This window comes from Streptomyces sp. NPDC107575, assembly GCF_055657265.1.
The window spans coordinates 214000-236960 of the sequence record NZ_JBVKBG010000001.1; the positions used below are offsets into that span (position 1 = coordinate 214000).

21 protein-coding genes are annotated in these 22961 nt (G+C 72.1%); 5 read left to right on the top strand and 16 right to left on the bottom strand.

The genetic code is table 11. From position 1 onward, the window contains the following. Position 1: 1 nt before the first annotated feature. The 3 genes from aceE to ACZ7L4_RS01060 form a co-directional block, all read right to left on the bottom strand. The gene (gene aceE, locus ACZ7L4_RS01050) at positions 2–2833 is read right to left on the bottom strand and encodes a pyruvate dehydrogenase (acetyl-transferring), homodimeric type (protein WP_472098579.1); all 2832 of its coding nucleotides are present in this window, start codon (positions 2831–2833) and stop codon (positions 2–4) included. A 107-nt stretch (positions 2834–2940) separates the two neighbouring features. Next, the gene (locus tag ACZ7L4_RS01055; protein ID WP_472098580.1) at positions 2941–3588 is read right to left on the bottom strand and encodes a GntR family transcriptional regulator; all 648 of its coding nucleotides are present in this window, start codon (positions 3586–3588) and stop codon (positions 2941–2943) included. Positions 3589–3604: 16 nt separating this feature from the next. Then, on the bottom strand, positions 3605–4807 hold the full coding sequence (locus ACZ7L4_RS01060) for an MFS transporter (RefSeq protein WP_472098582.1): 1203 nt from the start codon (positions 4805–4807) through the stop codon (positions 3605–3607). A gap of 54 nt (positions 4808–4861) precedes the next feature. Here ACZ7L4_RS01060 and ACZ7L4_RS01065 point away from each other — a divergent pair, with 54 nt between their 5' ends. Then, positions 4862–5608: an AraC family transcriptional regulator gene (locus ACZ7L4_RS01065; protein WP_472098584.1), complete on the top strand. Its 747-nt coding sequence runs from the start codon at positions 4862–4864 to the stop codon at positions 5606–5608. Between the two features lie 6 nt (positions 5609–5614). On the opposite strand, the gene ACZ7L4_RS01070 is transcribed toward ACZ7L4_RS01065, so the two are convergent. From ACZ7L4_RS01070 to ACZ7L4_RS01100, 7 genes are read right to left on the bottom strand one after another with little or no spacing between them, the layout of a single operon-like run. Beyond that, entirely contained in the window at positions 5615–6313 is a 699-nt protein-coding gene (locus tag ACZ7L4_RS01070) for an SDR family NAD(P)-dependent oxidoreductase (RefSeq protein ID WP_472098585.1), read from the bottom strand. Between the two features lie 44 nt (positions 6314–6357). Next, positions 6358–7320 (bottom strand): fumarylacetoacetate hydrolase family protein, encoded by a 963-nt coding sequence (locus ACZ7L4_RS01075; protein ID WP_472098587.1) that lies wholly within the window; start codon positions 7318–7320, stop codon positions 6358–6360. 28 nt (positions 7321–7348) lie between these two features. Next, positions 7349–8284 carry a VOC family protein gene (locus ACZ7L4_RS01080; RefSeq protein ID WP_472098588.1) on the bottom strand — a complete coding sequence of 312 codons (936 nt, stop codon included), beginning with the start codon at positions 8282–8284 and terminating at the stop codon, positions 7349–7351. Positions 8285–8290: 6 nt separating this feature from the next. Continuing rightward, positions 8291–9295: an amidohydrolase family protein gene (locus tag ACZ7L4_RS01085; protein WP_472098590.1), complete on the bottom strand. Its 1005-nt coding sequence runs from the start codon at positions 9293–9295 to the stop codon at positions 8291–8293. Beyond that, positions 9292–10422, bottom strand: coding sequence for an FAD-dependent oxidoreductase (locus ACZ7L4_RS01090; RefSeq protein ID WP_472098592.1), 1131 nt, complete (start codon positions 10420–10422; stop codon positions 9292–9294). The genes ACZ7L4_RS01085 and ACZ7L4_RS01090 overlap by 4 nt, the downstream gene beginning before the upstream one ends. A 35-nt stretch (positions 10423–10457) precedes the next feature. Continuing rightward, complete coding sequence (locus tag ACZ7L4_RS01095; RefSeq protein WP_472098594.1) at positions 10458–11420, bottom strand: cyclase family protein; 963 nt, start codon at positions 11418–11420, stop codon at positions 10458–10460. Beyond that, on the bottom strand, positions 11417–12412 hold the full coding sequence (locus ACZ7L4_RS01100) for a fumarylacetoacetate hydrolase family protein (protein WP_472098595.1): 996 nt from the start codon (positions 12410–12412) through the stop codon (positions 11417–11419). The genes ACZ7L4_RS01095 and ACZ7L4_RS01100 overlap by 4 nt, the downstream gene beginning before the upstream one ends. Positions 12413–12557: 145 nt before the next feature. Between ACZ7L4_RS01100 and ACZ7L4_RS01105 the strand changes: the two genes are divergently transcribed. From ACZ7L4_RS01105 to ACZ7L4_RS01120, 4 genes are all read left to right on the top strand, one after another. Next, positions 12558–13463, top strand: coding sequence for a LysR family transcriptional regulator (locus tag ACZ7L4_RS01105; protein WP_472098597.1), 906 nt, complete (start codon positions 12558–12560; stop codon positions 13461–13463). A 30-nt stretch (positions 13464–13493) separates the two neighbouring features. Continuing rightward, a complete protein-coding gene (locus tag ACZ7L4_RS01110; RefSeq protein WP_472098598.1) occupies positions 13494–14261 on the top strand; it encodes an IclR family transcriptional regulator in 768 nt (255 codons plus the stop codon). Positions 14262–14330: 69 nt separating this feature from the next. Further along, positions 14331–15281: a PDR/VanB family oxidoreductase gene (locus ACZ7L4_RS01115; protein WP_472098599.1), complete on the top strand. Its 951-nt coding sequence runs from the start codon at positions 14331–14333 to the stop codon at positions 15279–15281. Between the two features lie 30 nt (positions 15282–15311). Next, positions 15312–16502, top strand: a complete 1191-nt coding sequence (locus tag ACZ7L4_RS01120; RefSeq protein WP_472098601.1) for a cytochrome P450 — start codon at positions 15312–15314, stop codon at positions 16500–16502. Between the two features lies 1 nt (position 16503). Here the strand turns inward: ACZ7L4_RS01120 and mnhG are convergent, their stop codons facing one another. From mnhG to ACZ7L4_RS01150, 6 genes are read right to left on the bottom strand one after another with little or no spacing between them, the layout of a single operon-like run. After that, positions 16504–16848, bottom strand: a complete 345-nt coding sequence (gene mnhG / locus ACZ7L4_RS01125; protein ID WP_399233614.1) for a monovalent cation/H(+) antiporter subunit G — start codon at positions 16846–16848, stop codon at positions 16504–16506. Then, complete coding sequence (locus tag ACZ7L4_RS01130; RefSeq protein WP_472098603.1) at positions 16845–17201, bottom strand: MrpF/PhaF family protein; 357 nt, start codon at positions 17199–17201, stop codon at positions 16845–16847. The genes mnhG and ACZ7L4_RS01130 overlap by 4 nt, the downstream gene beginning before the upstream one ends. Beyond that, the gene (locus ACZ7L4_RS01135) at positions 17198–17791 is read right to left on the bottom strand and encodes a Na+/H+ antiporter subunit E (RefSeq protein ID WP_472098604.1); all 594 of its coding nucleotides are present in this window, start codon (positions 17789–17791) and stop codon (positions 17198–17200) included. The genes ACZ7L4_RS01130 and ACZ7L4_RS01135 overlap by 4 nt, the downstream gene beginning before the upstream one ends. Beyond that, entirely contained in the window at positions 17788–19380 is a 1593-nt protein-coding gene (locus tag ACZ7L4_RS01140; RefSeq protein ID WP_472098606.1) for a Na+/H+ antiporter subunit D, read from the bottom strand. The genes ACZ7L4_RS01135 and ACZ7L4_RS01140 overlap by 4 nt, the downstream gene beginning before the upstream one ends. Further along, a complete protein-coding gene (locus tag ACZ7L4_RS01145) occupies positions 19377–19970 on the bottom strand; it encodes a Na(+)/H(+) antiporter subunit C (protein ID WP_472098608.1) in 594 nt (197 codons plus the stop codon). Before ACZ7L4_RS01145 ends, ACZ7L4_RS01140 begins: the two co-directional genes overlap by 4 nt. After that, the gene (locus ACZ7L4_RS01150) at positions 19967–22861 is read right to left on the bottom strand and encodes a Na+/H+ antiporter subunit A (RefSeq protein ID WP_472098609.1); all 2895 of its coding nucleotides are present in this window, start codon (positions 22859–22861) and stop codon (positions 19967–19969) included. Before ACZ7L4_RS01150 ends, ACZ7L4_RS01145 begins: the two co-directional genes overlap by 4 nt. Positions 22862–22961 lie beyond the last annotated feature (100 nt).

The following is a 22961-nucleotide window of genomic DNA, read 5'->3' on the forward strand; positions in this document are numbered from 1 at the left end:
TCTATCGGGCGAGCCCGACGCCCGCACCGGCCGAGGTGACGTCCTGCTTGCGGATGCGGCCGCCGACGCCCGTGCCGGTGACGGTGGACAGGTCGACGCCGGAGCGGGCCGCGAGCCTGCGCACCAGCGGCGTGGCGAGGGCGGGGGAGACGGAGGCGGCTGTCCCGCTCTCCCTCTTCCCCGCCAGGCCGTAGCGCTCGGCGGCCCGCTCCGCGGCGTCCGGCCCGACCTCGCCGCGCGCCGCCAGGGTGCGCAGCACGTGCACCACCACGGACTCGGCGTCCACGCCGAAGTGGCGGCGGACGTTGGCCCGGTTGTCGGAGAGGCCGAAGCCGTCCGTGCCGATGGAGGTCCACTGCTGGGACACCCACGGCGCGATCTGGTCGGGCACCGCGCGCATCCAGTCCGAGACCGCGACGACGGGGCCCGGCGCGTCGGCGAGGGCCTCGGTGACGTACGGGACCCGGCCCGCGTCCTCGGCCTCCATCGCCTCGCGGCGCAGCAGGGTCCAGGACGGCGCCGACCACACGTCGGCGGCGACGCCCCAGTCCTCGGCGAGCAGTTGCTGCGCCTCCAGGATCCAGTGGATCGCCGTGCCGGAGGCGAGGAGCTGGACGCGCGGGGAGCCGGCGGCCGGGTCCGCGGCGGAGCGGTAGCGGTACAGGCCGCGCAGAATGCCCTCTTCGACACCGGCGCCCTCGGGCATCGGCGGCTGGAGCTTCGTCTCGTTGTAGACGGTGAGGTAGTAGAAGACGTCCTCGGGATCCTCCCCGTACATGCGGCGAAGGCCGTCCCGGACGATGACACCGACCTCGTAGGCGAAGGCCGGGTCGTAGGGCAGGCAGGCCGGGTTGGTGGAGGCGATCAGGTGCGAGTGGCCGTCGGCGTGCTGCAGGCCCTCTCCGGTCATGGTGGTGCGTCCCGCGGTGGCGCCGATGACGAAGCCGCGGCCCAACTGGTCGGCGAGTGCCCAGAACTGATCGGCCGTCCGCTGCCAGCCGAACATCGAGTAGAAGATGTAGAAGGGGATCATCGGCTCGCCGTGTGTCGCGTACGAGGTGGCGGCGGCCGTGAAGGAGGCCAGTGAACCGGCCTCCGTGATGCCCTCGTTGAGGATCTGACCGCTCGTCGACTCCTTGTAGTAGAGGAGCTGGTCGCGGTCGACGGGCTCGTAGGTCTGGCCCTTGGGGGAGTAGATCCCGGCCGAGGGGAACAGGGACTCCATGCCGAAGGTGCGGGCCTCGTCGGGGACGACGGGCACCCAGCGCGGGCCGGTCCCCTTCTCCCGCATCAGCTCCTTGACCAGCCGGACGAACGCCATCGTCGTGGCGATCTCCTGACCGCCCGAGCCCTTGGCCAGTGCCTCGAACGGCTTGGCCGACGGCGCAGGCAGCGGGCGGCGCGCGACGCGGCGCGCGGGCGCCGGGCCGCCGAGCGCGCGGCGCCGCTCCCGGAGGTAGGCGATCTCGTCGGAGTCGGTGCCCGGGTGCGCGTACGGCACGAGGTCCTCGCCGAGTTTCGCGTCGGGGATCGGCAGCTCCAACAGGTCGCGCATGGCGCGGAATTCCTTGCCGGAGAGCTTCTTCATCTGGTGGTTGGCGTTGCGCGACTCGAAGCCGGGGCCGAGCGTCCAGCCCTTCACCGTCTGGACGAGGACCACGGTCGGCGCGCCCCGGTGGTCGACGGCTGCCCGGTACGCGGCGTGGATCTTGCGGGGTTCGTGGCCGCCGCGCGAGGTGCCCACGATCCGGGCGAGGTCCTCGTCGGAGTACGGGCGGGCGAGCGGGGCGAGCGGTCCCGCGAACAGCCGCTCGCGGATGTACGCGCCGTCGCGCGCGGCGAAGGTCTGCAACTGCCCGTCGGGCAGCGTGTCGAGGGCGTCGAGGAGCAGCCCGTCGGTGTCCGTGGCGAGCAGGCCGTCCCACTCCACGCCCCACGGCACCTTGACCACGTTCCAGCCGGCCGCGCGGAACTGCGCCTCAAGCTCCTGCATGATCTTGAAGTTGCCGCGTACGGGGCCGTCGAGGCGCTGCAGGTTGCAGTTGACGACGAAGGTGAGGTTGTCGAGCTCCTCGCGGGCGGCGAGGTTCAGCGCGGCCGTCGACTCCGGCTCGTCCATCTCGCCGTCGCCCAGGAACGCCCACACATGGCTGCGGCTGGTGTCCTTGATGCCCCGGTGCTGGAGGTAGCGGTTGAAGCGGGCCTGGTAGATGGCCGAGAGCGGGCCGAGCCCCATCGACACGGTCGGGAACTCCCACAGCCACGGCAGCCGCCGCGGATGCGGGTACGAGGGCAGTCCGCCGCCGCCCGCCTCCATCCGGAACCGGTCCAACTCACCCTCGGTGAGCCGCCCTTCGAGGAACGCGCGGGCGTAGACACCGGGCGACGCGTGCCCCTGGACGTAGAGCTGGTCGCCGCTGCCGTCGGCGTCCTTGCCCTTGAAGAAGTGCTGGAAGCCGACCTCGTAGAGCCAGGCGGCGGAGGCGTAGGTGGCCATGTGGCCGCCGAGGCCGCCGCGTTCGTTGCCACGGGTGACCATGACCGCGGCGTTCCACCGGTTCCACGCGGTGATCCGCGACTCCATCGACTCGTCGCCGGGGTACGCCGGTTCGGCGTCGGTCGGGATCGAGTTGACGTACGGGGTGGTGGACGGCGGCGGCAACGGCACGCCCGCCGCCAGCGCGTGGTCGACGACGCGGCGCAGCAGCCGGCCCACCCGCCGCTGCCCGACGGCGCCGACCGCGCCGTCCACGGAGGCCAGCCACTCGGCGACCTCCTGCGGGTCGGGCTCGGGGAGTTGGTCCAGCTGATGGTTGCGGGACATCGGAGACATAGGGGCCCGTCCTTCCGCACTGTGAAAGATCAATTCCTCAATGCAGAAGCTAGGTCGCGCAGAAGGGGCGGGTCAACGATTACCCGTGAGTAGTTTCCAATGATCGATCATTTCTGGGTGTGGTCGGCATAGTCCAGGACGTGCAGCTCCATCAGCCGCCCCAGGTGCGGATCGCCCCGGCGCAGGCCCTCGACGAGCTCCTCGTGGTCCTCGGCGTTGTCGTGCAGCTCCGTGCGCAGCAGGCCCAGTGACAGCCGGGTCCAGGCCTCCACGCCCAGCCAGTCCCAGTGCCGGATCAGTACGGGGTTGCCGCAGGCGTACACGATCGCGCGGTGGAACGCGACGCCGTGCAGGGCCTGTTCGTCGGCCCTGCCCTCGGCGGCCGCGCGCCGCATGGCCAGGAGGTGGCCCTCAAGGACGGTGACGTCGCCGGCCATGCGCGGCGCCGCGAGCGTGACGGCGCGCCGTTCCAGGGAGGCGCGCACCTGGTAGACGTCGTGGAGCTGAGCCACGGTCAGCTCTTGTACCCGCACACCCTTGTTGGGTGCGGACGCCACCAGGCCCAGGGTCTCCAGCTCGCGCAGCGCCTCGCGCACAGGAGCCTGGCTGACGCCCAGCTCCTGTGCGATCCGCCGCTCGACGATCCGGTCGCCGGGCTCCCAGCGGCCCGCCACCAGGCCTTCGAGGACGAAGCGGCGGACCTGCTCGTGCAGCGGGACGCGGGCGAGGGGGGCGGTGGACGGCGGAGTGGACAAGGTGGCGCTCCTCGGGTCAGGTCTTCGGCTCGGGCTGTGGCTCTGGTTCTTTGAGCAATGATCGATCATCGGCTACCGTACTCGCACCCCTCGGTTCCGGCAGCGTCCGGAACAGCAGCCAGCTCAGCAGCGGCATCAGGATCAGCGGCGTCAGGGCGGTGCGCAGCGACGTCTGGTCGGCGACGGTGCCGATGAGAGGGCTCGCCAGGCCGCCGATGCTCACCGTGAGGCCGAGCGTGATGCCGCTCGCCGTGCCGACCCGGGAGGGCAAGTAGTCTTGCCCGAGCGTGACTTGCAGCGAGAACGGGACGTACAGGCCGGCCGAGGTGAGCGCGAGGAAGCCGTAGAGCCCCGGGCCCGGCACCCACACCACGCCCGCCACCGACGCCGCCGTCAGCAGGTACGACCAGCGCGAGACGGTGACCCGGTCCCAGCGGCCCGCGAGGGCGCCGCCCAGGACGCTGCCGACCGCGCCGCCCACGTAGAGCACGAACAGGGCCGCGGTGCCCGCCGCCTTGCTGCCGCCCATGCGCTGCGTCGCGTACAGGGACACGAAGGTGCTCAGGCCGGTGAAGACGATGGAGCGGCACACCACCGCGAGCGACAGGCGGACGAACGCCGGAACGTCGTCCCTGGCGGGGGCCTGGGTGGTGGCCGACGGCGTGTTCTCGCGGCGTCCCAGCGCGCGCAGCACCGGCAGACAGATCGCCGCGCCGGCGGCTGCGGGCAGCACCAGCAGGGGAGTGAACCGCAGACCGCCCGCGGCGACCGCGGCGGCGACAAGGAGCGGGGCCAGCGCGAAGCCGACGTTGCCGCCGAGCGAGAACCAGGCCATCGCGCTGTGGCTGCCCCGGCTCGCGAGCCGGGCCACCCGCGCCGACTCCGGGTGGTAGGCGGCCACGCCGATCCCGGACACCGCGACGACGGCGAGGGTGACCGCGTACGAATCGCTCACGCCACTCAGTGCGATGCCCACGCCCGCGAGCAGCGTGCTCAGCGGCAGCAGCCACGGCATCGCACGGCGGTCGGTGAGCAGCCCGAAGACCGGCTGCGCCACCGAGGACAGCAGCGAGGCCGCGAGCACGATGCCGGACACGGCGGCGTAGCTGTAGGCGCGTTCGGCGACGAAGTACGGCACGAGCGAGGCGACGGCGCCCTGATAGACGTCCACGCACGCGTGCCCGACGGAAAGCAGGGGAATGGAGGTGTTCTTTCGCACCCGGCCATCGTCGCGAGCGGCCGTGCTGTCCCGCTTCCGATAACCTGCCAGACAATGTCGAAGAACCGCCACGCCGTCCGGTACACCCCCGTGGCGCCCACGTACACGCGGCACATGCCGCACGGCGCGGAGATCGACGCGCACCGGCACGACGACCACCAGATCGTCTACGCGGGCCGGGGCGTCGTCGCCGTCACCACCGACGCCGGGTCGTGGGTCGCGCCCGGCACCCGCGCCCTGTGGGTGCCCGCCGACACCGTGCACGCCCACCAGGCGCACGGCGACGTGGAGTTGCACTTCGTGGGCCTGCCCGCGACCGAGAACCCGCTCGGCCTGGCGACCCCGGCGGTGCTCGCCGTCGGCCCGCTGCTGCGCGAGCTGATCGTCGAGTACACGCGCACGCCCGAGGGCGAGGGCCCCGAACGGGCCCGGCTGCGTGCGGTGCTGCTCGACCAGCTCAAGCTGTCACCGCAGCAGCCGCTGCACCTGCCGACGCCGACCGATCCCCTGCTCCGCTCGGTGTGCGACCTCCTGCACGCGGATCCGGCCGACCGTCGCACCCTGGCCGAACTCGGCCGGGAGGTCGGGGCGAGCGACCGCACGCTGTCCCGGCTCTTCCGGTCGGACCTCGGCATGACGTTCCCGCAGTGGCGCACCCAACTGCGCCTGCACCACGCGCTGATCCTGCTCGCGGACCGGACGCCGGTGACGACCGTGGCGAATCTGTGCGGCTGGTCGTCGACGAGCGCGTTCATCGATGTGTTCCGGCGCGCGTTCGGACACACGCCGGGTTCGCATTAGGTCCGGTCAGGGCCGCAGCGCGTCCGAGATGGACTTGACGCCTCCGTGGGCGGTGAGCCCGCCGTCGACCGGGATCTCGGCGCCGGTGATGAACGAGGCGGCGTCCGACAGCAGGAACACCACGAGCGGGGCGACCTCCTCGACGCCGCCGGTGCGGCCGAGTGGTGTCTCGCGGAGATTCGACTCGCGGAACGCGGGGGCCGCGGACGCCGTCATGTCCGTCTCGATGAAGCCGGGGTGGACGGTGTTGACGCGGATGCCGCGCGGGCCGAGTTCCAGGGCTGCGGCCTGTGAGAGCCCGCGAAGGCCCCACTTGCTGGCCGTGTACGCCACCGGATAGTGCGCCGTCAGCGCGGCCGACGAGCCCACGTTGACGATCGCTGACCCCGGTGGCATCAGCGGGCTCAGGTGCTGAATGCCCAGGAGGGGCCCGGTGACATTCACCGCGTGCACGCGCTCGAAGTCCTCGGGCCGTACGTCCCCGAGCCGGGCGCGCCAGGTGATGCCCGCGTTGTTGACCAGCCCGTGCACCTCCCCGTAGGTGTCGCCCAGTTCGGCCGCGAGCGCGGCCCAGGCGGTCGGGTCGGTGACATCGAGGGCGCGGCAGCCCGCCGCCTCCCGGATGTCGGTCGCGACGACCCGGGCGCCCGCGGCGGAGAGCGCCGCCGCCTCGGCGGCGCCCTGCCCCTGTGCCGCGCCGGTCACCACAACGACCTTGCCTGCAAGGCGGGATGACGACGCGGACCCGGTCACGGACGCTCCCGCGGGCGGCGGCGCCCGGTCGGCAGCGGGATCGGCGCGGCGCCGGCGACCACGGTGTTCGTGACGGTGCCGATGCCCTCCACGGTCAGCGAGACCGTGTCCCCTGGCTTCAGCGGCGGCGGGGTCTGCTCACCCCGGACACCCCAGAGTTCGGCGAGGCAGCCGCCGTTGCCGCAGGTGCCGGAGCCGAGGAGGTCACCGGGGACGACGCGGGCGCCGCGCGAGGCGTACGCCACCATCTCCTCGAAGGTCCAGCTCATGTTGGACAGCAGGTCCTTGCCGACGACCTCCCCGCTGACCTCGGCGGTGAGCGCGAGCCTGAGCAGCCCCTCCTCGTCGCGGTACGGGTCCAGCTCGTCCGCGGTCACCAGGTACGGGCCGAGCGTGGTCGCGGTGTCCTTGCCCTTGCAGGGGCCGAGGCCGACCTTCATCTCGGCGGACTGGAGGTCGCGGGCCGACCAGTCGTTGAACACCGTGTAGCCGATGATGTGCTCGCGGGCCGCCTCGGGCGTGAGGTCGCGGCCCTCGCGGCCGATCACCGCGCCCACCTCCAGCTCGAAGTCGAGCACCGCCGAACCGGGCGGCATAGGGATGTCGTCGCCCGGCCCGTACACGGCGTGCGGGTTGGAGAAGTAGAACGTCGGCGCCGCGTACCACTGCTCGGGGACGCCCGACACCCCGTCCACGGAGCGGCGCACCCCCTCGACGTGCTCCTCGAAGGCGACGAAGTCCCGTACGGAGGACGGCTGGAGCGGCGCACGCAGCCGGACGTCGGAGACGTGCGGGCCGGGCGGTGTGTCGAGGGCCGCCCGCCCGAGGGCCGACAGGTCGGAACCCGCGGCGATGATCTCCGTCAGGGAGTGTGTGCCGGGGAGCGGGTGCAGGGTGCCGTCGTCCGCGACGGCGGCGACATGTGTCTCGTGTTCGTACGTGTAGGTGGCGAAGCGCATGGGGACTCCTGGAGGCGGGGCGGGCGGCTCAGACCGGCGGGGCGACGAACACACCCCGGTCGGGGTCGTTGAACGACTCCTTGGCGACGAGCTCGTTCATCGCGTTGGCCGTGCCCCACTGGTCGGTGACCTCGGGCTTCGAGAAGTCGTAGACGTGCGGGTGCCAGGTGTCCTCGTCGAGCTCCTCCAGCTCCGTCGTGTACTCGACGGTGTTGCCGTGCGGGTCGAGGAAGTAGGTGAACGTGTTGTCGCCCGCCATGTGCCGGCCGGGGCCCCAGATCTTCTTGAAGCCCGCCCGCATGACCCGCCCCGAGCCGCGCATGTACTCGTCGATGCCGCGCATCTCGAACGACACATGGTGCAGCGCCGTGTGCGGGCCCTGCGCGATCGCCATCGAGTGGTGCTGGTTGGAGATCCGCATGAAGTGCATGACCTCGCCCATGTGCGGCGACGACAGGGTGTCGGACAGGGCGAAGCCGAGGTGCCGCTCGTACCACTCCCGAGTCCTGTTCAGGTCCGGGGCGTTGAGGACGACGTGGGAGAGCTTGACCGGGATGGCCTCCTTCTCCTCGATCTTGCGGTGCTGTCGCACCTCGACGTCCGTGGAGACCTCGATGGTGCGCCCGTCGACGTCGAAGAAGCGGAATCCGTAACCGCCGCCGGGGGTGTCGACCTTGCCCGGCTGGGAGATCAACTGGACGCCACCGGCCAGGAGTTGCTCGGCGAGCATGTCCACGTCGGCCGGGTTCGCCGCCCCGTACGAGACGAGGTCGAGGCGCTTCTCCTCGGCCTTGCGGAGCCGGACGACGTACTGCTCCGGGGAGCCCTCGGCGGCCAGGAAGGAGATGCCGGAGTCCTCGGCGACCTTGGTGAGGCCCCAGACACCGGCGTAGAAGTCGAGCTGCTTGTCGTAGTCGGGCACGGCCAGGTTGACGTGGCGGAGGTGGGTGAGCAGGCGGGTCATGGCTGGTCAGTCCTTCCGGAGGAGGGCGGCCGCGGTGCCGCCCCGGATGGCGTCGAAGTCGGCGGCGGGCAGCCCGGCCGCGCGCAGGGCGCCGAGCGGGTCCTCGCTGCCCATGTCGAAGGGGAAGTCGGAGCCGAGCAGCACCCGGTCGGGGCCGGCCACGCGCACCAACTCCCGCAGTACGTGCGGGTCGTGGACGAGCGAGTCGAAGTAGAGGCGCCGCAGGTAGCTGCTGGGCCGCTCGGCGCATCCCGCCGAGGCGTCCGCGCGCGCCGCCCACGCGTGGTCGGCGCGGCCGAGGTGCGTGGGCAGATAGCCGCCGCCGTGCGCCGCGACGATCCGCAGGCCGGGGTGGCGGTCGAGGACGCCGGAGAAGACGAGGTGGGAGAGCGCCACCGCGTTCTCGGTCGGCTGGCCCACGCTGTTGGACAGGTACCACTGGTCGAGCCGCTCGTCGAGCGTGCAGCCGAAGGGGTGCAGGAACAGCAGCGCCCCCGTCTCGGCGGCCCGCGCCCACAGCGGCTCGTACGCGGGGTCGGAGAGTTCGCGGCCCGGCGCGTGGCTGGACAGTTCGACGCCCAGGAGCCCGGAGGCCAGGGCGTGGTCCAGGGCCTCGACCGCGAGGTCGGGGTGCTGCAGCGGCGCGAGGCCGAGGCCGCGCAGGCGGGTCGGGGCGTGTGCGCAGTGCGCGGCCACCGACTCGTGCGCGAGGCGGTACACCTTCTCGGCGGTCTCCGCCCCGGCCCAGTAGTGGTAGTGCGAAGGTGATGGGCTGACCAGTTGGATGTCCACGCCCTGCTCGTCCATGACGGCGAGGCGGGCGGTGACATCCGTGAGCCGGGGGAAGCGTTCACGGATCATGGCGCCGCTGACGGCGAGTGCCTCGGGGCCGTTGCGCCGGGCGTCCAGGTCGCGCGCCTGCTCCAACCCCGGTTCACAGGAGACGAGTTGCTCGATCTCCGGCAGGAGGATGTGGGCGTGCACGTCGATGGTCGGGTGCGGTGTCGTCACGGCAGCTCCCGCAGCATGGTCATGGTGCGCCCCATCAGGCCCGGCACGTCGGCGTCACGGACCCCGTCGAGCTGCCACTGGCCGATCTGCACGGACGCCTCCACCACGGGCCGCACACGGGCGACCCGCCGCTCGTGGTACGCCTGGAGGAGCGCGTCGTCCCAGGTGTCGGTGGCGGTCAGCATCTGGGCGAGAACCCAGGCGTCCTCCAGGGACAGGGCCGCGCCCTGCGCGAGGGTCGGCGGGCAGCAGTGGGCGGCGTCGCCGACCAGCACGACGCGGCCGCGGTGCCAGGAGCCCTCGACCAGCATCCGGTCGAACCACGTGTAGTTGACCTGCGCCGGATCGGTGATGTGCCCGGTGATCTCCGGCCAGTGGCCGCCGTACGCCGAGGCCAGGCGGCGCATCTCGTCGGCGTAGGAGTCCGCCGGGACCGTCGCGCGGTCGCGGTTGGCCTCCACGACGTACGCGTAGATCGTGGACTCGCTCGTCGGGCAGTAGCCCGCGATGTAGGCGGGGCCGCCGTACGCGAGGTCCGTGCGGGTCAGCCCGGCCGGGCGCGGGGCGGCGACGCGCCAGATGGCCATGCCGGTGGGCTCCGGCTTGTCCGTGATGCCGATGGCGGCGCGGGTCGCGGAGCCCAGGCCGTCGGCGGCGATCACGAGGTCGTAGCGGTGCTCGCTGCCGTCGGTGAGGCGGACGGTGACTCCGTCGGCGTCCTGGTCGAGGGCGTCGGCGCGGACGCCGAGCCGCACGGTGGCGCCGCTCGCGCGCACCGCGTCGATGAGGATGCCCTGCAACCGTGGGCGCCGCATGCCGACGGTCGCGGGCAGGTCGTCGCCGCCGGTGCGCAGGTCCTCGGCGACGTGCAGGACGGTGCCGTCGGGGGCGGTGATGCCGACCGCGCCGAATCCGTATCCGGACTTCTCCACCTGGTCCCACACGCCCAGCTCGCGCAGTACGCGCAGCGCGTTGCCCTGCAGGGTGATGCCGGAGCCTGCGGTGGCGTTCCAGTCGTCCTTCGCCTCGATCAGGTCGACCGCGACCCCGGCGCGGCGCAGCAGGATCGTCGCCGCGCTGCCGGCCGCGCCGCCACCGATGACGAGGACGGTACGGGGTGTGCTCATAGGGGAACTCCTCTGTTCCTCAAGGCCGTTGAGGGTCACTTGACGGCGACGGGGTTGACCGGGGAGCCCACCGCGCCGGTGATCGGCAGGGGCGGGGCGGTCAGCCAGAACTCGTACACACCGTCGCGCGCGCAGTCCTCCGCGAGCGCGTCCGGGTCCCACATCTCGCCGATCAGCAGGCCCATGTTGGGGATCGCGACCTGGTGCAGCGGCTGGAAGGCGTGCTCGAACTCGTTGGGCCGCACCTCGAAGCCCCAGGTGTCCGTGGCGATCGCCGCGATCTCCGTGCGGTGCAGCCAGCCCGCGGTGGTGAAGGACAGGCCGGGAGCGGGGCCGCCCGCGTACTCGCCCCAGCCCTCGCGGCGGGCGCGGGCGAGCCGCCCGGTGCGCACGACCACGATGTCGCCCCTGCCGACGGTCACCCCGTGCGCCTCGGCGGTGGCGGCCAGGTGGTCCTCGGTGATGGCGAAGCCGTCGGGCAGCTCGCCGTCCTCGCCGACGACGCGGCCCACATCGAGCAGGACGCCGCGTCCCGCGACATGGGCGGCCATGTGCTCGATGCCGGTCACCAGGTCGCCGTCGGAGGTGACGGTGCGGGCCGCGTCGCGGCCGTTCCACGCCTTGCCGTGGTCGAAGATGTGGCCGAGCCCGTCCCACTGCGTCGAGCACTGCAGCGGCATCGCGATGACGTCGTCGGCGCCGCCCATCCCGTGCGGGAAACCCTGGTTGGCGAGCGCGGCGTCGGTGCCGGTGTCGAGCATCGTGTGCACCGGGTTGGTGCGGCGCCGCCAGCCCTTCTGCGGTCCTTCCATGTCGAAGCGCTGCGACAGCGAGAAACTCGCGCCGCGCCGCACCAGCTTCGCGCCCTCGCGCCGCTTGGCCTCGTCGAGGAAGTTGAGCGTGCCGAGCACGTCGTCCTCGCCCCAACGTCCCCAGTTGGAGTACGACTTGGCGGCCTCGGCGATCGCGCCCTCGGGGTCGTTCCTGTCCAGGCTCACCGCGCCACCTCCGCGACGCAGCGGGTGCGCTGGGCGCCGAGGCCCGTGATGGAGCCGTCCATCACGTCGCCGTCGCGCAGCAGCCGCCCCCAGTGCATGCCGTTGCCGGCGGGCGAACCCGTCAACACCAGATCGCCCGGTCGGAGTTCGACGCACTGCGAGGCGTAGGACACCATGCGGGCCACATTGAAGATCATGTCCTTGGTGGACTCGTCCTGCATGGTCTCGCCGTTCAGCTTCAGGGTGAGCTGAAGATCGGAGGTGTCACCGACGGAGGACGCCGGCACGATCCACGGCCCCAGCGGGGTGAACCCGGGCGCGTTCTTGCTGCGCAGCCAGTCCGTGCCGATCTGCGGCATGTCCCTGCGGAACACCGTGGCGCGATCGGTCAGGTCGTTGGCGATCGTGTACCCGGCGACGTACTCGAGGGCCTCCTCGACCGACACCCGGTGCGCGGCGCGACCGACGACCGCCGCCAACTCCAGCTCCCAGTCCGGCTTCTCGGCCCACGCAGGCAGCGTGACCTCGTCGTACGGTCCTGTGATCGCGCCCGGCAGGCCGATGAACACGTACGGCAGGTCATCGGCGGCCCGGCGGTCCATGATCTCCGCGGCCTCGGCGCGCCGCTCGTCCTCCGGGCGCTCGTCGCCCGGAGCCTTGTGCGCGACGTGCAGATCGATCACGTGCTGCCGGTAGTTGGCGCCCGACTGCAGCACCTGGCGCGGCGCGATCGGGGCATGCACCCGGAACGCGTCGACGTTCGCCGCGTCCGCCGGGCCCTCGGCCGCGAGACCGGCGAACCGCGGCTCCAACTCCTGCCACCGGTCGAGGACATCGAGCATGGTGAGGCGGGCGTCGTCGAGTGCGGCACACAGATCGACGACCGTACCGTCGCTGCGGACGAGGGCCGGGAACGCGGGGCGTTCGGCGTCGGACAGGGTCCCCAGGGCGTAGGGACCGGCGAAGAGCGGGGCGGCTGCTTCAGATTTCACAGGTGTGTCCTCCAGACGGCGTCAGGACCAATCTGGCCCCTCCACCCCCGATCAGGGAAATAGATTGTGTGGATGCCTTGCATCCACCCGATGGATGCCCGTCGTAGAGTGGCGGCAGCAGCCGTCGAGCCCCTTAGGACCCGCCGTGAACCTGTCCCGCCTGGACCTCAACCTCGTCGTCGCCCTCCGCGCCCTGCTCGAGGAACGCAACGTGACACGGGCAGGTCAGCGCGTCGGGCTCAGCCAGCCCGCCATGAGCGCCGCCCTGTCCCGGCTGCGCCGCCACTTCGGCGACGAACTGCTCGCGCGCAACGGCGGCCAGTACGAACTCACCGCGCTCGGCCAGGTCCTCCTCGAACGCACCTCGACCGCGTACGACCTCTTGGAGCGCCTCTTCAGCAGCCAGGCCGACTTCGACCCCGCCACCGAGAGCCGCACGTTCACGCTCATGGCCTCCGACTACGCCGTCGCCGTCTTCGGCACGGCCCTCGCGCGCCGCATCCACACCGAGGCGCCGCACGTCAGGCTCCGCTTCACCCGGACACCGCCCACCGTGGTCGAGGACCTGGGCGTGCTGCTCAGCACCTCCGACGGGCTGCTGATGCCGCACGGCGTCGTCAGTGACATGCCGCGCACCGACCTGTTCGCCGATGAGTGGGTCTTCCTGGTGGCGGACAGCAACGAGGAGGTCGGCGAGCGGCTCACCCTCGACGACCTCTCGCGGCTGCCGTGGGTCACCTACCAGCGCACCTACGACGCCCCTGCCGTACGCCAGTTGGGCATGCTCGGCATCGAACCCCGCGTGGAGGTCTCCGTCGACCACTTCGCGATGCTGCCGTTCCTGGTCGCGGGCACCGACCGCATCGCGCTCGTCCAGCGCCGCCTCGCCGAACTCCTCGGCTCGGCGGCCCCGGTGCGCATCATGGCGCCGCCCTACGAGTCGGTGCCGCTGCAGGAGGCCCTGTGGTGGCACCCCGTGCACACGCACGACCCGACGCACATCTGGCTCAGGGAAGTGGCCGAGGAGATCGGATCGGAGGTCGCCCCTTGACCCCGGCGCCCGTGCGCAGATGATGGCCGGGTGAGGACACAGAGCGGCGAATCGGTGCTGTCCAGGGCCGTGCGGATCTTCGAGGCGTTCACACCCGACGAACCCGCCCTGACCGTCTCCGCGATCGCGCGGCGCACCGGCCTGCACGTGGCCACGGCGTCCCGCCTGGTCGCGGAGCTGGTCTCGCACGGGTTCCTCGCCCGCGACGACGACGGCCGGGTGCGGATCGGCATGCGCATGTGGGAACTGGTGACCCGGGCCTCGCCCGCCCTGTCGCTGCGGGACGCCGCGATGCCGTTCATGGAAGGTGTGCACGACGTCGTGGGCCACCACGTCCAGCTGGGTGTCCTCGACGGCGACGAGGTGCTGTTCCTGGAGCGGCTGAGCGCACCCGGCGGTGTCATCAACTACACGCGGATCGCGGGCCGGCTGCCGTTGAACGCCTCCTCCAGCGGTCTCGTACTGCTGGCCCACGGCTCCGCCGACCTGCTGGAGCGGGTGTGCGCCGAACCCCTCCACCGGTACACGGCGAACACTCCGGGCACGGCCGCGGGACTGCGCGCCCTGCTCGCCGACATCCGCCGCCAGGGCTTCGCCGGCTGCCCCGGCTACGTCCACCCGGACGCGCTGGGCATCGCGGCGCCCGTGCGCGACGCCCACGGCGACGTGTGCGCCACCCTGTCGGTCATCGTGCCGAACGAGGAGGGCTCCGCCGCGGTGGTGCCGGTGGTGCGGACGGCGGCACGCGGTATCTCCCGGGCGCTGGCGGCGCGTTCGGGTTCGCCTCTCACTGGTTGAGAAAGGCCTCGCGGAGGCCGGGCGCGGCCGCGCATCCTTCCTGCCAACCCAACGACGGGAGGCGACAGCGTGGTCGGGACTGGCGTGGTCATCGGCAAGGAACCCATCTCGGAGGGCGTGGTGTCACTGACGCTCGCGCACCCGGACGGGGCCCGGCTCCCGGACTGGACACCGGGCGCCCACATCGACCTGGTCCTCCCGGACGGCACGGTCCGGCAGTACTCCCTGTGCGGCGACCGCTGGGACCCGGGCACCTACCGTGTCGCCGTGCTGCGGGAGCCGGACGGCAGGGGCGGCTCCGCGTACGTGCACGACAGGCTGAAGGCGGGCGACCGGGTCGGGATCGGCGGCCCGCGCAACAACTTCCCGCTCGCACCGCTCGCGGACCCGGGGTCGTACCTCTTCGTCGCCGGGGGTATCGGCATCACGCCGCTCCTGCCCATGATCCAGCAGGCGGAACTGCTGGGGGTGGACTGGCAGTTGCTGTACGGAGGGCGGGCCCGCGCCTCCATGGCCTTCCGTCAGGAACTCGCCGCGGCGTACGGCGGGCGCGTGCATGTCGTGCCGCAGGACGAGAGGGGGCTGCTCGACCTGGACGCCTGGCTGGGGACGCCGCGGGCCGGAGCCAAGGTGTACTGCTGCGGGCCCGCCCCACTGCTCGCCGCGGTGGAGGAGGCGTGCAGGAGCTGGGCGCCGCACGCGCTGCGCACCGAGCGGTTCACCGCCGCAGAGCGCGGAGCCCCTGCCCGCGACACCGCCTTCGACGTGGAACTGCGGCGCAGTGCGCGCACCGTGCGCGTCGACCCCGATGTGTCCGTGCTCCAAGCGGTGCGCGGCGCCGGGGCGGACGTGGTGTCGTCCTGTGAGCAGGGGACGTGCGGGACATGTCTGACGCCCGTGCTCGACGGCGAGCCCGACCACATGGACTCCGTCCTCACAGACAACCAACGAGACGCCGGTGACTGCATGTTGGTGTGCGTGTCGCGGTCCTGCGGGGACCGCCTCGTACTCGACCTCTAATGCCCGCCAGTGCACGAAGGAGTGTGTGACGTGACGCCCCCTGTCAGCGACGCCGACCCGTTCGCCCGCGACCACCTGCTGAACCCCGAGCCCCTGCACCGGGCACTCCGCGAGGCCGGGCCCGTCGTGCGTCTGACCCGCTACGACGTGCACGCGCTCGCCCGCTACGAGCAGGTGCACGCCGCGCTCGTCGACTGGCAGCACTTCGAGTCGGGCTCCGGTGTGGGCCTCGCCAACTTCCGCCACGAGGAACCGTGGCGCAAACCCAGCCTGCTCCTGGAGGCCGACCCGCCCCGGCACGATGCGCCCCGCCGCGTCCTGCGGGACATCCTCGCCCCACCCGCCCTGCGTCGCCTGCGGGACAGGTGGTCCGCGGCGGCCGAGGAACTCGTCGACCAAGTCCTCGCGGAGGGAACCGAGTTCGACGCACTCCCGGCGCTCGCGGAGGCCTTCCCCCTGCGTGTCTTCCCCGACGCCGTGGGGCTCGGCCCCGACGGGCGTGAGCACCTGCTGCCGTACGGGAACATGGCCTTCAACGCCTTCGGCCCGCGCAACGATCTCGTGGCCGCCGACGCCCATCGGGCCGCCGACCTCGGTGCGTGGGTGGGTGCCCAGTGCGCCCGCGAGGCGCTCGCCCCGGCTGGGTTCGGTGCCGACATCTGGGCGGCGGCCGACCGCGGCGACCTCACGTGCGAGCAGGCGCCGCTCGTTGTGCGCTCGCTGCTCACCGCCGGAGTCGACACCACCGTGCACGGCCTCGCCGCCTGCCTCTACGCCTTCGCGACCCACCCGCAGGAGTGGCAACGGCTGCGCGGAAGGCCGGAGTTGGCGCGCGTCGCCTTCGAGGAGGCGATCCGCTGGCAGTCGCCGGTGCAGACGTTCTTCCGCACCGCGACGGCCGATGTCACCGTCGCGGACACCGTGATCCCCGAGGGCACGAAGATCCTCATGTTCCTCGGCGCCGCCAACCACGACCCGGACCGCTGGACCGACCCGGAGCGCTTCGACCTCACCCGTGACCCGTCCGGCCATGTCGGCTTCGGCATGGGCCTGCACCAGTGCGTCGGCCAGCACGTCGCCCGCCTGGAGGCGGAGGCGCTGCTGACGGCGCTCGCCCGCCACGTCGAATCGTTCGAGCTGACGGCCGAGCCACGGCGGCATGCCAACAACACACTACGGGCGTGGGAATCACTGCCCGTCCGCGCAAGGACCACCGCCTGACTCACTGCCGCGGCGCCGAGGCCAACTCGTCCCGCAGCAGCGCGACCTCGCCGACCTGACCCGTGCGGTACGCGGCCCGCGCCACCAGATGCGCCGCGACCGCGCTGGTCAGGAGTTGGAAGAAGGCGACGAGCGCGAGCGTGCCCAGGTCGACGCCCGAGCGCAGCCGCAGCGCGACGCCCGCCACGAGGAGCAGCATGCCGAGGGTCTGCGGATTGGTCGCGGCGTGGCTGCGGGTCAGCACATCGGGCAGCCGGAGCATGCCGATGACGCCGGTCAGGCAGACCGCCGCGCCGAGGAACAGCAGCGCGGATCCGGCGAGATCGGTGACGTCGTGCCAGTTCACGGGCGCTCCTTGGGGCCTTGGCCCTTCTTGAGGGACGGGGTCTTCTTGAGGGAGATGGCGCCGGACCTCGGCCGGATGCCCGGCCGGTCGCGTGCCGCGATGAAGCGTGCGATGGCCACGGAACTCGTGAAGCCGAGGAAGGCGGTCACCAGCATGATCGACAGGTAGTAACTGGTGCGTGTGATGGCGGCGTTGACCCCGATACCGGCGATGATGAGCACCGCCGCGATGTCGACGGACACGGCCCGGTCCAGCATCGAGGGGCCCCGCCAGATCCGTACCAACAGCAGCGCGCCGGCCAGGACGATCAGCACGAGCGCGCCGTTGAGCAGGATGTCGTTGGCCAGCTTCATGCGTCGGGCGTCCTTCCCTCGGGAGCGTCATCTGCGTCCGGCGGTGGCGTCGAATCCGTGAGCCGGGCGATCTCCTCGCGTGTGCCGAAGGCCCGTACGACGAGGGTCTCCAGGCGCCGCACATCGGCGCGGGCCCGGTCCACCGCCTGCGGGTCGTCGGCGTGCACGACGTGCAGGAACAGGGTGGCGGTCGAGCCGTTGACCTCCACGAGCGCGCCACCCGGGACGCTGGACACCGCGACGGCGGTCGCCGCGATCATCAGGTCGGTGCGGCAGCGCAGCGGCACCGCGATCACGGCGGCGGGCCCCGGCTTTCCGTGCAGTGTCTGCCAGGTCACGGTGACGGTGGACGAGGTCATGTCGTACAGGAGATAGCCGGCGAGCCGGATGATGCCGACAGGCCGCAGGCGCAGGTCGAGTTCGACGGCGGGCAGCGGGAAGACCAGGCACAGCACGATCGCGACCACCACGCCGCTGATGACGTTGCCCCAGCTCAGGCCGGTCCACAGCAGCGTCCAGATGACCGTGAGCCAGGCGATCAGCGGCAGGTCGATGCGGCGCCAACGGGTCTTGTGTCCAGAGGAGTTCACTGGTCGAGCACCGCCTCCACGTAGGGCGTGCGGGAGAGGAGTTCGGCGGCCGAGCGGTCGGCGAGGCCCGTCAGTGGTGTGGCAAGCAGGGTGTAGGAGAGGCCGAGGAGGACCGCTGCGGCCGTCGCCGCGGTCATGACGCGGGGGACCCGCATGGTGGTGCGTACGCACACGGCGGTCGCCACCGCGGCTCCGCCGCCGCCGTCCTCCGGCGCCGAGTCCGGATCGTCGCTCTCCTCCAGCACGTCGTCCTCGGACGGCGGCTGGGCGGGGGCGGCCCGCCAGAACACCAGGTTCCACACCTTCGCCATCACGTACAGCGTCAGCAGGCTGGTCACGGCGGCCGCGGCGAGCAGGGTGTACGACCACGCGCCGCCGGCCGCCGCACCCGCCCGCATCAGGCCCAGCTTGCCGAGGAACCCGGACAGCGGCGGGATCCCGGCGAGGTTCATGGCGGGCACGAACCAGAGCGCGGCGAGCAGCGGGGCGGAACGCATCGTGCCGCCCAACCGTGTCAACTCCGTTGTTCCGTACCGCTTTTCGAGCAGCCCCGCCGCCAGGAACAGCGTCGTCTGTACGGTGATGTGGTGCGCCGTGTAGACGATGGCGCCGCCGATACCGCCCCGGGTGCCGAGCGCGAGCCCGTACAGCATGAAGCCGATGTGGCTGACGAGCGTGAAGGACAGCAGCCGCTTGAGGTCGGTCTGGGCCACCGCGCCGAGGATGCCGATGATCATCGAGGCGAAGGCCACCGCCATCAGCGCGCCGGAGAGCCGGTTGCCGGGGAAGAACAAGGTGTCCGCGCGGATCATCGAGTAGACACCGACCTTGGTGAGAAGGCCGGCGAACACGGCCGTCACCGGCGCGGGCGCCGTCGGGTACGAGTCGGGCAGCCAGGCCGCGACGGGGAACGCCGCCGCCTTCACCCCGAACACCGTGAGCAGCAGCACCTCCGCCAACGTGCTGACTCCCAGCGGTAGTTCGGGCATGCGCTGGGCGAGCTGCGCGAAGTTGACCGTGCCCACCGCCGCGTAGGTCACGGCGATTCCGCACAGGAACACCAGGGACGAGACGAGGGAGACGACGACGTACGTCGACCCGGCCCGCACGCGTGGCTCCGTGGCGCCCACCGTGAGCAGCACGAAGCTGGCCATCAGCATGATCTCGAAGCCGACGTAGAGGTTCACGAGGTCGCCCGCGAGGAAGGTGAGGGACACCCCGGCGACCAGGACCAGGTACGCCGGGTGGAACACGGCGATCGGTGCCCGCTCCTCGCGGTCGGCCATGCCCTGGCTCATCGCGTAGACCAGGACGATGAAGGTGACGGCGCCGGAGACCAGGAGCATCAGCGCGGCGAGCCGGTCGGCGACCAGGGTGACACCGAGCGGCGGCCCGAAGTCGCCGAGGTGCACGACGAGCGGGCCCGTGCGGTCGGCCTCGACGAGCAGGACGACATCGACCGCGACGACCGCGGCGAGCACCCCGACCGTGATCAGGCGGTGCAGCCAGCGCAGCCGCGGCCCGATGAACAGGGTCAGCCCGCACACCACGAGGGGCAGCACGACGGGCAGCGGGACGAGGGAGTTCACCGGGTCTCCTCCGGGCGGGTCTCGGTGGGCTCGGCCGGGTCGGCTGCGGACGGCTCGGGCGGGTCCGCGCCGAGCACGTCGTCCCACAGGTCGCCGTCCGCGTCCCGGGCGCGGGCCTGGTAGGCGCGGTTCGCGCGCAGCCGGCGGCGCTGCTCGCGCCGCTCGTCGCGCCAGGCGCTCGGCCCCTCGCCGCGATGGAGCTCGCGCAGCTCGGCCCGCTCGGCGGAGATCTCCGCGCGCAGCACCACCCGCCGGTCCGCGACGTCGTCCGGCACGAAGTCCGAACCGGTCAACTGGCTGCTGCGGTACGCCATCGCGAGCACGAACGCCGTGGTGGCGAGCGTGATGACGACGGCGGTGAGGATGATGGCCTGGGGGAGCGGATCGGTGACCTTGGCCGCGTCGACGCCCGGGTACAGCAGCGGCGGAAAGCCCGCGGCCCCGGTCGAGGCGAGGACGAAGAGATTGACGCCGTTGCCGCACACGATGATGCCGACCAGGACCCGGGTGAGGCTGCGCGTGTGGATGAGGATCCCGCCTGCGCTGGTCAGCACGACCGCGCAGACCAGCAGGGTGAGACTGACGGTCACGAGTTCTGCGCCTCCCCGGCGAGCGCGAGACTCGCCCTGTACTCGGTCTGCTGGTCGATCTTCGAGCCGAGCGCCCGTACGACGTCCAGGACCACCCCGAGGACCAGCAGATACACCCCGAGGTCGAAGATGACGGCGGTGCCCGCGTGCCAGTCGCCGATCAGCGGCAGGTGTCCGTGCCAGGTCCAGGCGTGCAGCACCGTGCCGTCGGCGAGTCCGACGAGCGCGACCGTCGTCGACAGGGTCAGGCCGAGCCCGGTGAAGAAGCCCGGGTGCACCGGCGCCGCCACCGCCAACTCGTGGCGCCCGCCGGCCAGATAACGGATCGTCAGGGCGACCCCGGCGACGAGACCTCCGACGAATCCGCCGCCTGGCAGGTTCTCCGCGCACAGCAGCAGATACACCGACAGCATCAGGATCGGGTGGAAGACGAGCCGGGCCACCACCTCGAAGACGACCGAGCGGTGCTCGGGCGCGAGGGTGTCACCGGCGACCAGCCAGCTGCGCTCGGGCGCGCCCTGCTGGTACTTGGCGGGCACCTTCAGCTTCGAGGTGGCCAGCGACCACGCGGTCACCCCGCCGGGCAGCCGGGGCGGTGGCGCGGTCGCCCGGCCCTGACGGCGGTGCACGTACAGCAGGCTCGTGACACCGAGGACGGCGACGGCGAGGACGGCCGACTCGCCCATGGTGTCCCAGGCCCGGAAGTCCACGAGGATCGTCGCGACGACGTCCTTGAGGCCGTGGTGCGCGGTCTCCTCGATGTGCGCGGCGCCCGCGGGCTCCGCGGTGCGCGCGCCCGTCGCCAGCCACACCGCGCACGCCACCGCGACGCTGCTGCCGAGCGCGAGCAGCATGCTCACACCCCAGCGCCAGGTCCGCTGCGTGTCACCGAAGAACACCGGCAGGCGCCGCAGGACGAGGACGAGCACCACGGTCGACACCGTCTCCACGCCGAACTGCGTGAGCGCCAGGTCGGGCGCGCCCTGCACGACGTACAGGAGCGCCGTGCCGTACCCGGTCAGACCCGCGAGCACCGCCGCCTTCATGCGCCGCTGCACCACCAGACACATCAGCGCGCACGCACATGTCAGCGCGCCGACGCCCGCCTGCATCGGGTGGTCCCACAGACGGGGCGCGGGTGTGCCGTGCCAGGGCCGGTCGGTGGCGAGGACCGCGAGCAGGCCGACGAACATGACGCCCAGGACCGTCGCCACGTACGAGGGCAGCGAACCCTTCTGGACCGCGCCCGTGATCTGCAGCGCGGAGCGTTCGAGGCCGAGGACGGTGCGGCCGAACGCCTCGTCCGCCTTCGGCCAGGCGAACCGCCGCCCGAGCCGCACCACCGGCTCCCGCGCGAGGAACAGCACGGCGCCGCCCGCCCACGCGAGCACCGACAGGCCGAGCGCCGTGCCGAACCCGTGCCACAGCGCCAGGTGGTATGGGTGCGCGGGGACCGGGTACTGCTTCGCGTACTGCTCGAAGAGGTGGGCCGTCCAGCCGATGCCCGGACCGAGCAGCAGACCGGCGAGGGCGAGCAGCGCGGGCGGCGCGAGAAAGGAGACACCGACGCGGTGCACGGGGGTGTCGGCGACCCCCGGCTTGCGCGCGAAAGCGCCCCACACGAAGCGCAGGGTGTACGCGGTGGTGAGCGCGGAGCCGACGACGATGCACGCGAGCACCCACCGCTCGCCCACGCTGCCGTGCAGCAGCGCGTCGAACGCGGCCTCCTTCGCGGCGAACCCGAGCAGCGGCGGAAGCGCCGCCATCGACGCACCCGCCAGGACGGCGGTGCCGGCCACCCACGGGAGCCGCCGCCCCACCCCCGAGAGCCGTCTCAGGTCACGGGTGCCGCTCGCGTGGTCGACGATCCCCGTCACCAGGAACAGGGGTGCCTTGAACAGCGCGTGCCCGAGGAGCATCGCGATGGCCGCGAGCGCGGCGTTGTACGTGCCGTCCCCGGCCAGCACCATCAGGAAGCCGAGCTGGCTGACGGTCCCGTAGGCCAGCACCAGCTTGAGGTCGTTGAGGCGCAGCGCGCGCCATCCGCCGAGCAGCATCGTCACCGCGCCCAGGACCAGCAGCACGGGGCGCCACGGCGCGACGTGCGCGAAGGCGGGAGCGAACCGCGCCACCAGATAGACGCCCGCCTTCACCATCGCGGCGGCGTGCAGATAGGCGCTGACCGGGGTGGGCGCCGCCATCGCGTTCGGCAGCCACATGCTCAGCGGCCAGATCGCCGACTTGGCGAGCGCCCCGCACAGGATCAGGACGAGCGCGGCCGACAGCGTGCCGCTCGCGGCGGGCGGCGACTGAAGGATGTGCGAGATCCGGTACGTGCCCGCCAGGTGACCCAGCATCAGGAAGCCGACGAACATCGCGAGCCCGCCGACCGAGGTCACCGTCAGCGCCTGCAACGCGCAGCGGCGGCTGGCGCGCTTCTCGCTGTCGTAGCCGATGAGCAGGAACGACAGGACGGTGGTGAGCTCCCAGAACAGATAGAGCGTCATGAGGTCGTCGGCGAGGACGAGCCCGAGCATCGCGCCCGCGAACGCGAGGAGGTTGCCGCCGAACGAGCCCAACTGCCGGGCGCCGCCGTCGAAGTAGCGCACGCAGTACAACAGCACGAGCGCCCCGATGCCGGCCGCGAGCAGCACCATGACCAGGGACAGCGCGTCGAGCCTGAACGCGATCTCGACGTCATAGTCCCTGATCCACCACCAGGCCTCTTCGCTCGCCCCGCCGTCGCTCACCTCGCCCCAGCGGGACAGTGCCCAGCCGAGGGCGGCGGCCGGCGGCAGGGCGAGCAGCACGAACGCGCGGGACCCCACCCGGCGGATCAGCGGGGCAGCGCAGAGCGCGACGACGAAGTGTGCGAGGACCAGTGCGGTCATACACGATACATATCGGGTGAAAAGGCGTACGCCGGGTGGGGCGCGCCGGGGGAGCCCCACCCGGTCCGCGACGGGGCGGGGCGCCGTGCTTCGTGCTGTG

What these genes read in the sequence shown, in the direction of transcription:
- ACZ7L4_RS01150 (WP_472098609.1), bottom strand. Translation starts at nt 22,861, where the DNA reads ATGACCGCACTGGTCCTCGCACACTTCGTCGTCGCGCTCTGCGCTGCC.
- ACZ7L4_RS01090 (WP_472098592.1), bottom strand. Translation starts at nt 10,422, where the DNA reads ATGAGCACACCCCGTACCGTCCTCGTCATCGGTGGCGGCGCGGCCGGC.
- ACZ7L4_RS01075 (WP_472098587.1), bottom strand. Translation starts at nt 7,320, where the DNA reads ATGCGCTTCGCCACCTACACGTACGAACACGAGACACATGTCGCCGCC.
- ACZ7L4_RS01065 (WP_472098584.1), top strand. Translation starts at nt 4,862, where the DNA reads ATGTCGAAGAACCGCCACGCCGTCCGGTACACCCCCGTGGCGCCCACG.
- aceE (WP_472098579.1), bottom strand. Translation starts at nt 2,833, where the DNA reads ATGTCTCCGATGTCCCGCAACCATCAGCTGGACCAACTCCCCGAGCCC.
- ACZ7L4_RS01130 (WP_472098603.1), bottom strand. Translation starts at nt 17,201, where the DNA reads ATGAAGCTGGCCAACGACATCCTGCTCAACGGCGCGCTCGTGCTGATC.
- ACZ7L4_RS01080 (WP_472098588.1), bottom strand. Translation starts at nt 8,284, where the DNA reads ATGACCCGCCTGCTCACCCACCTCCGCCACGTCAACCTGGCCGTGCCC.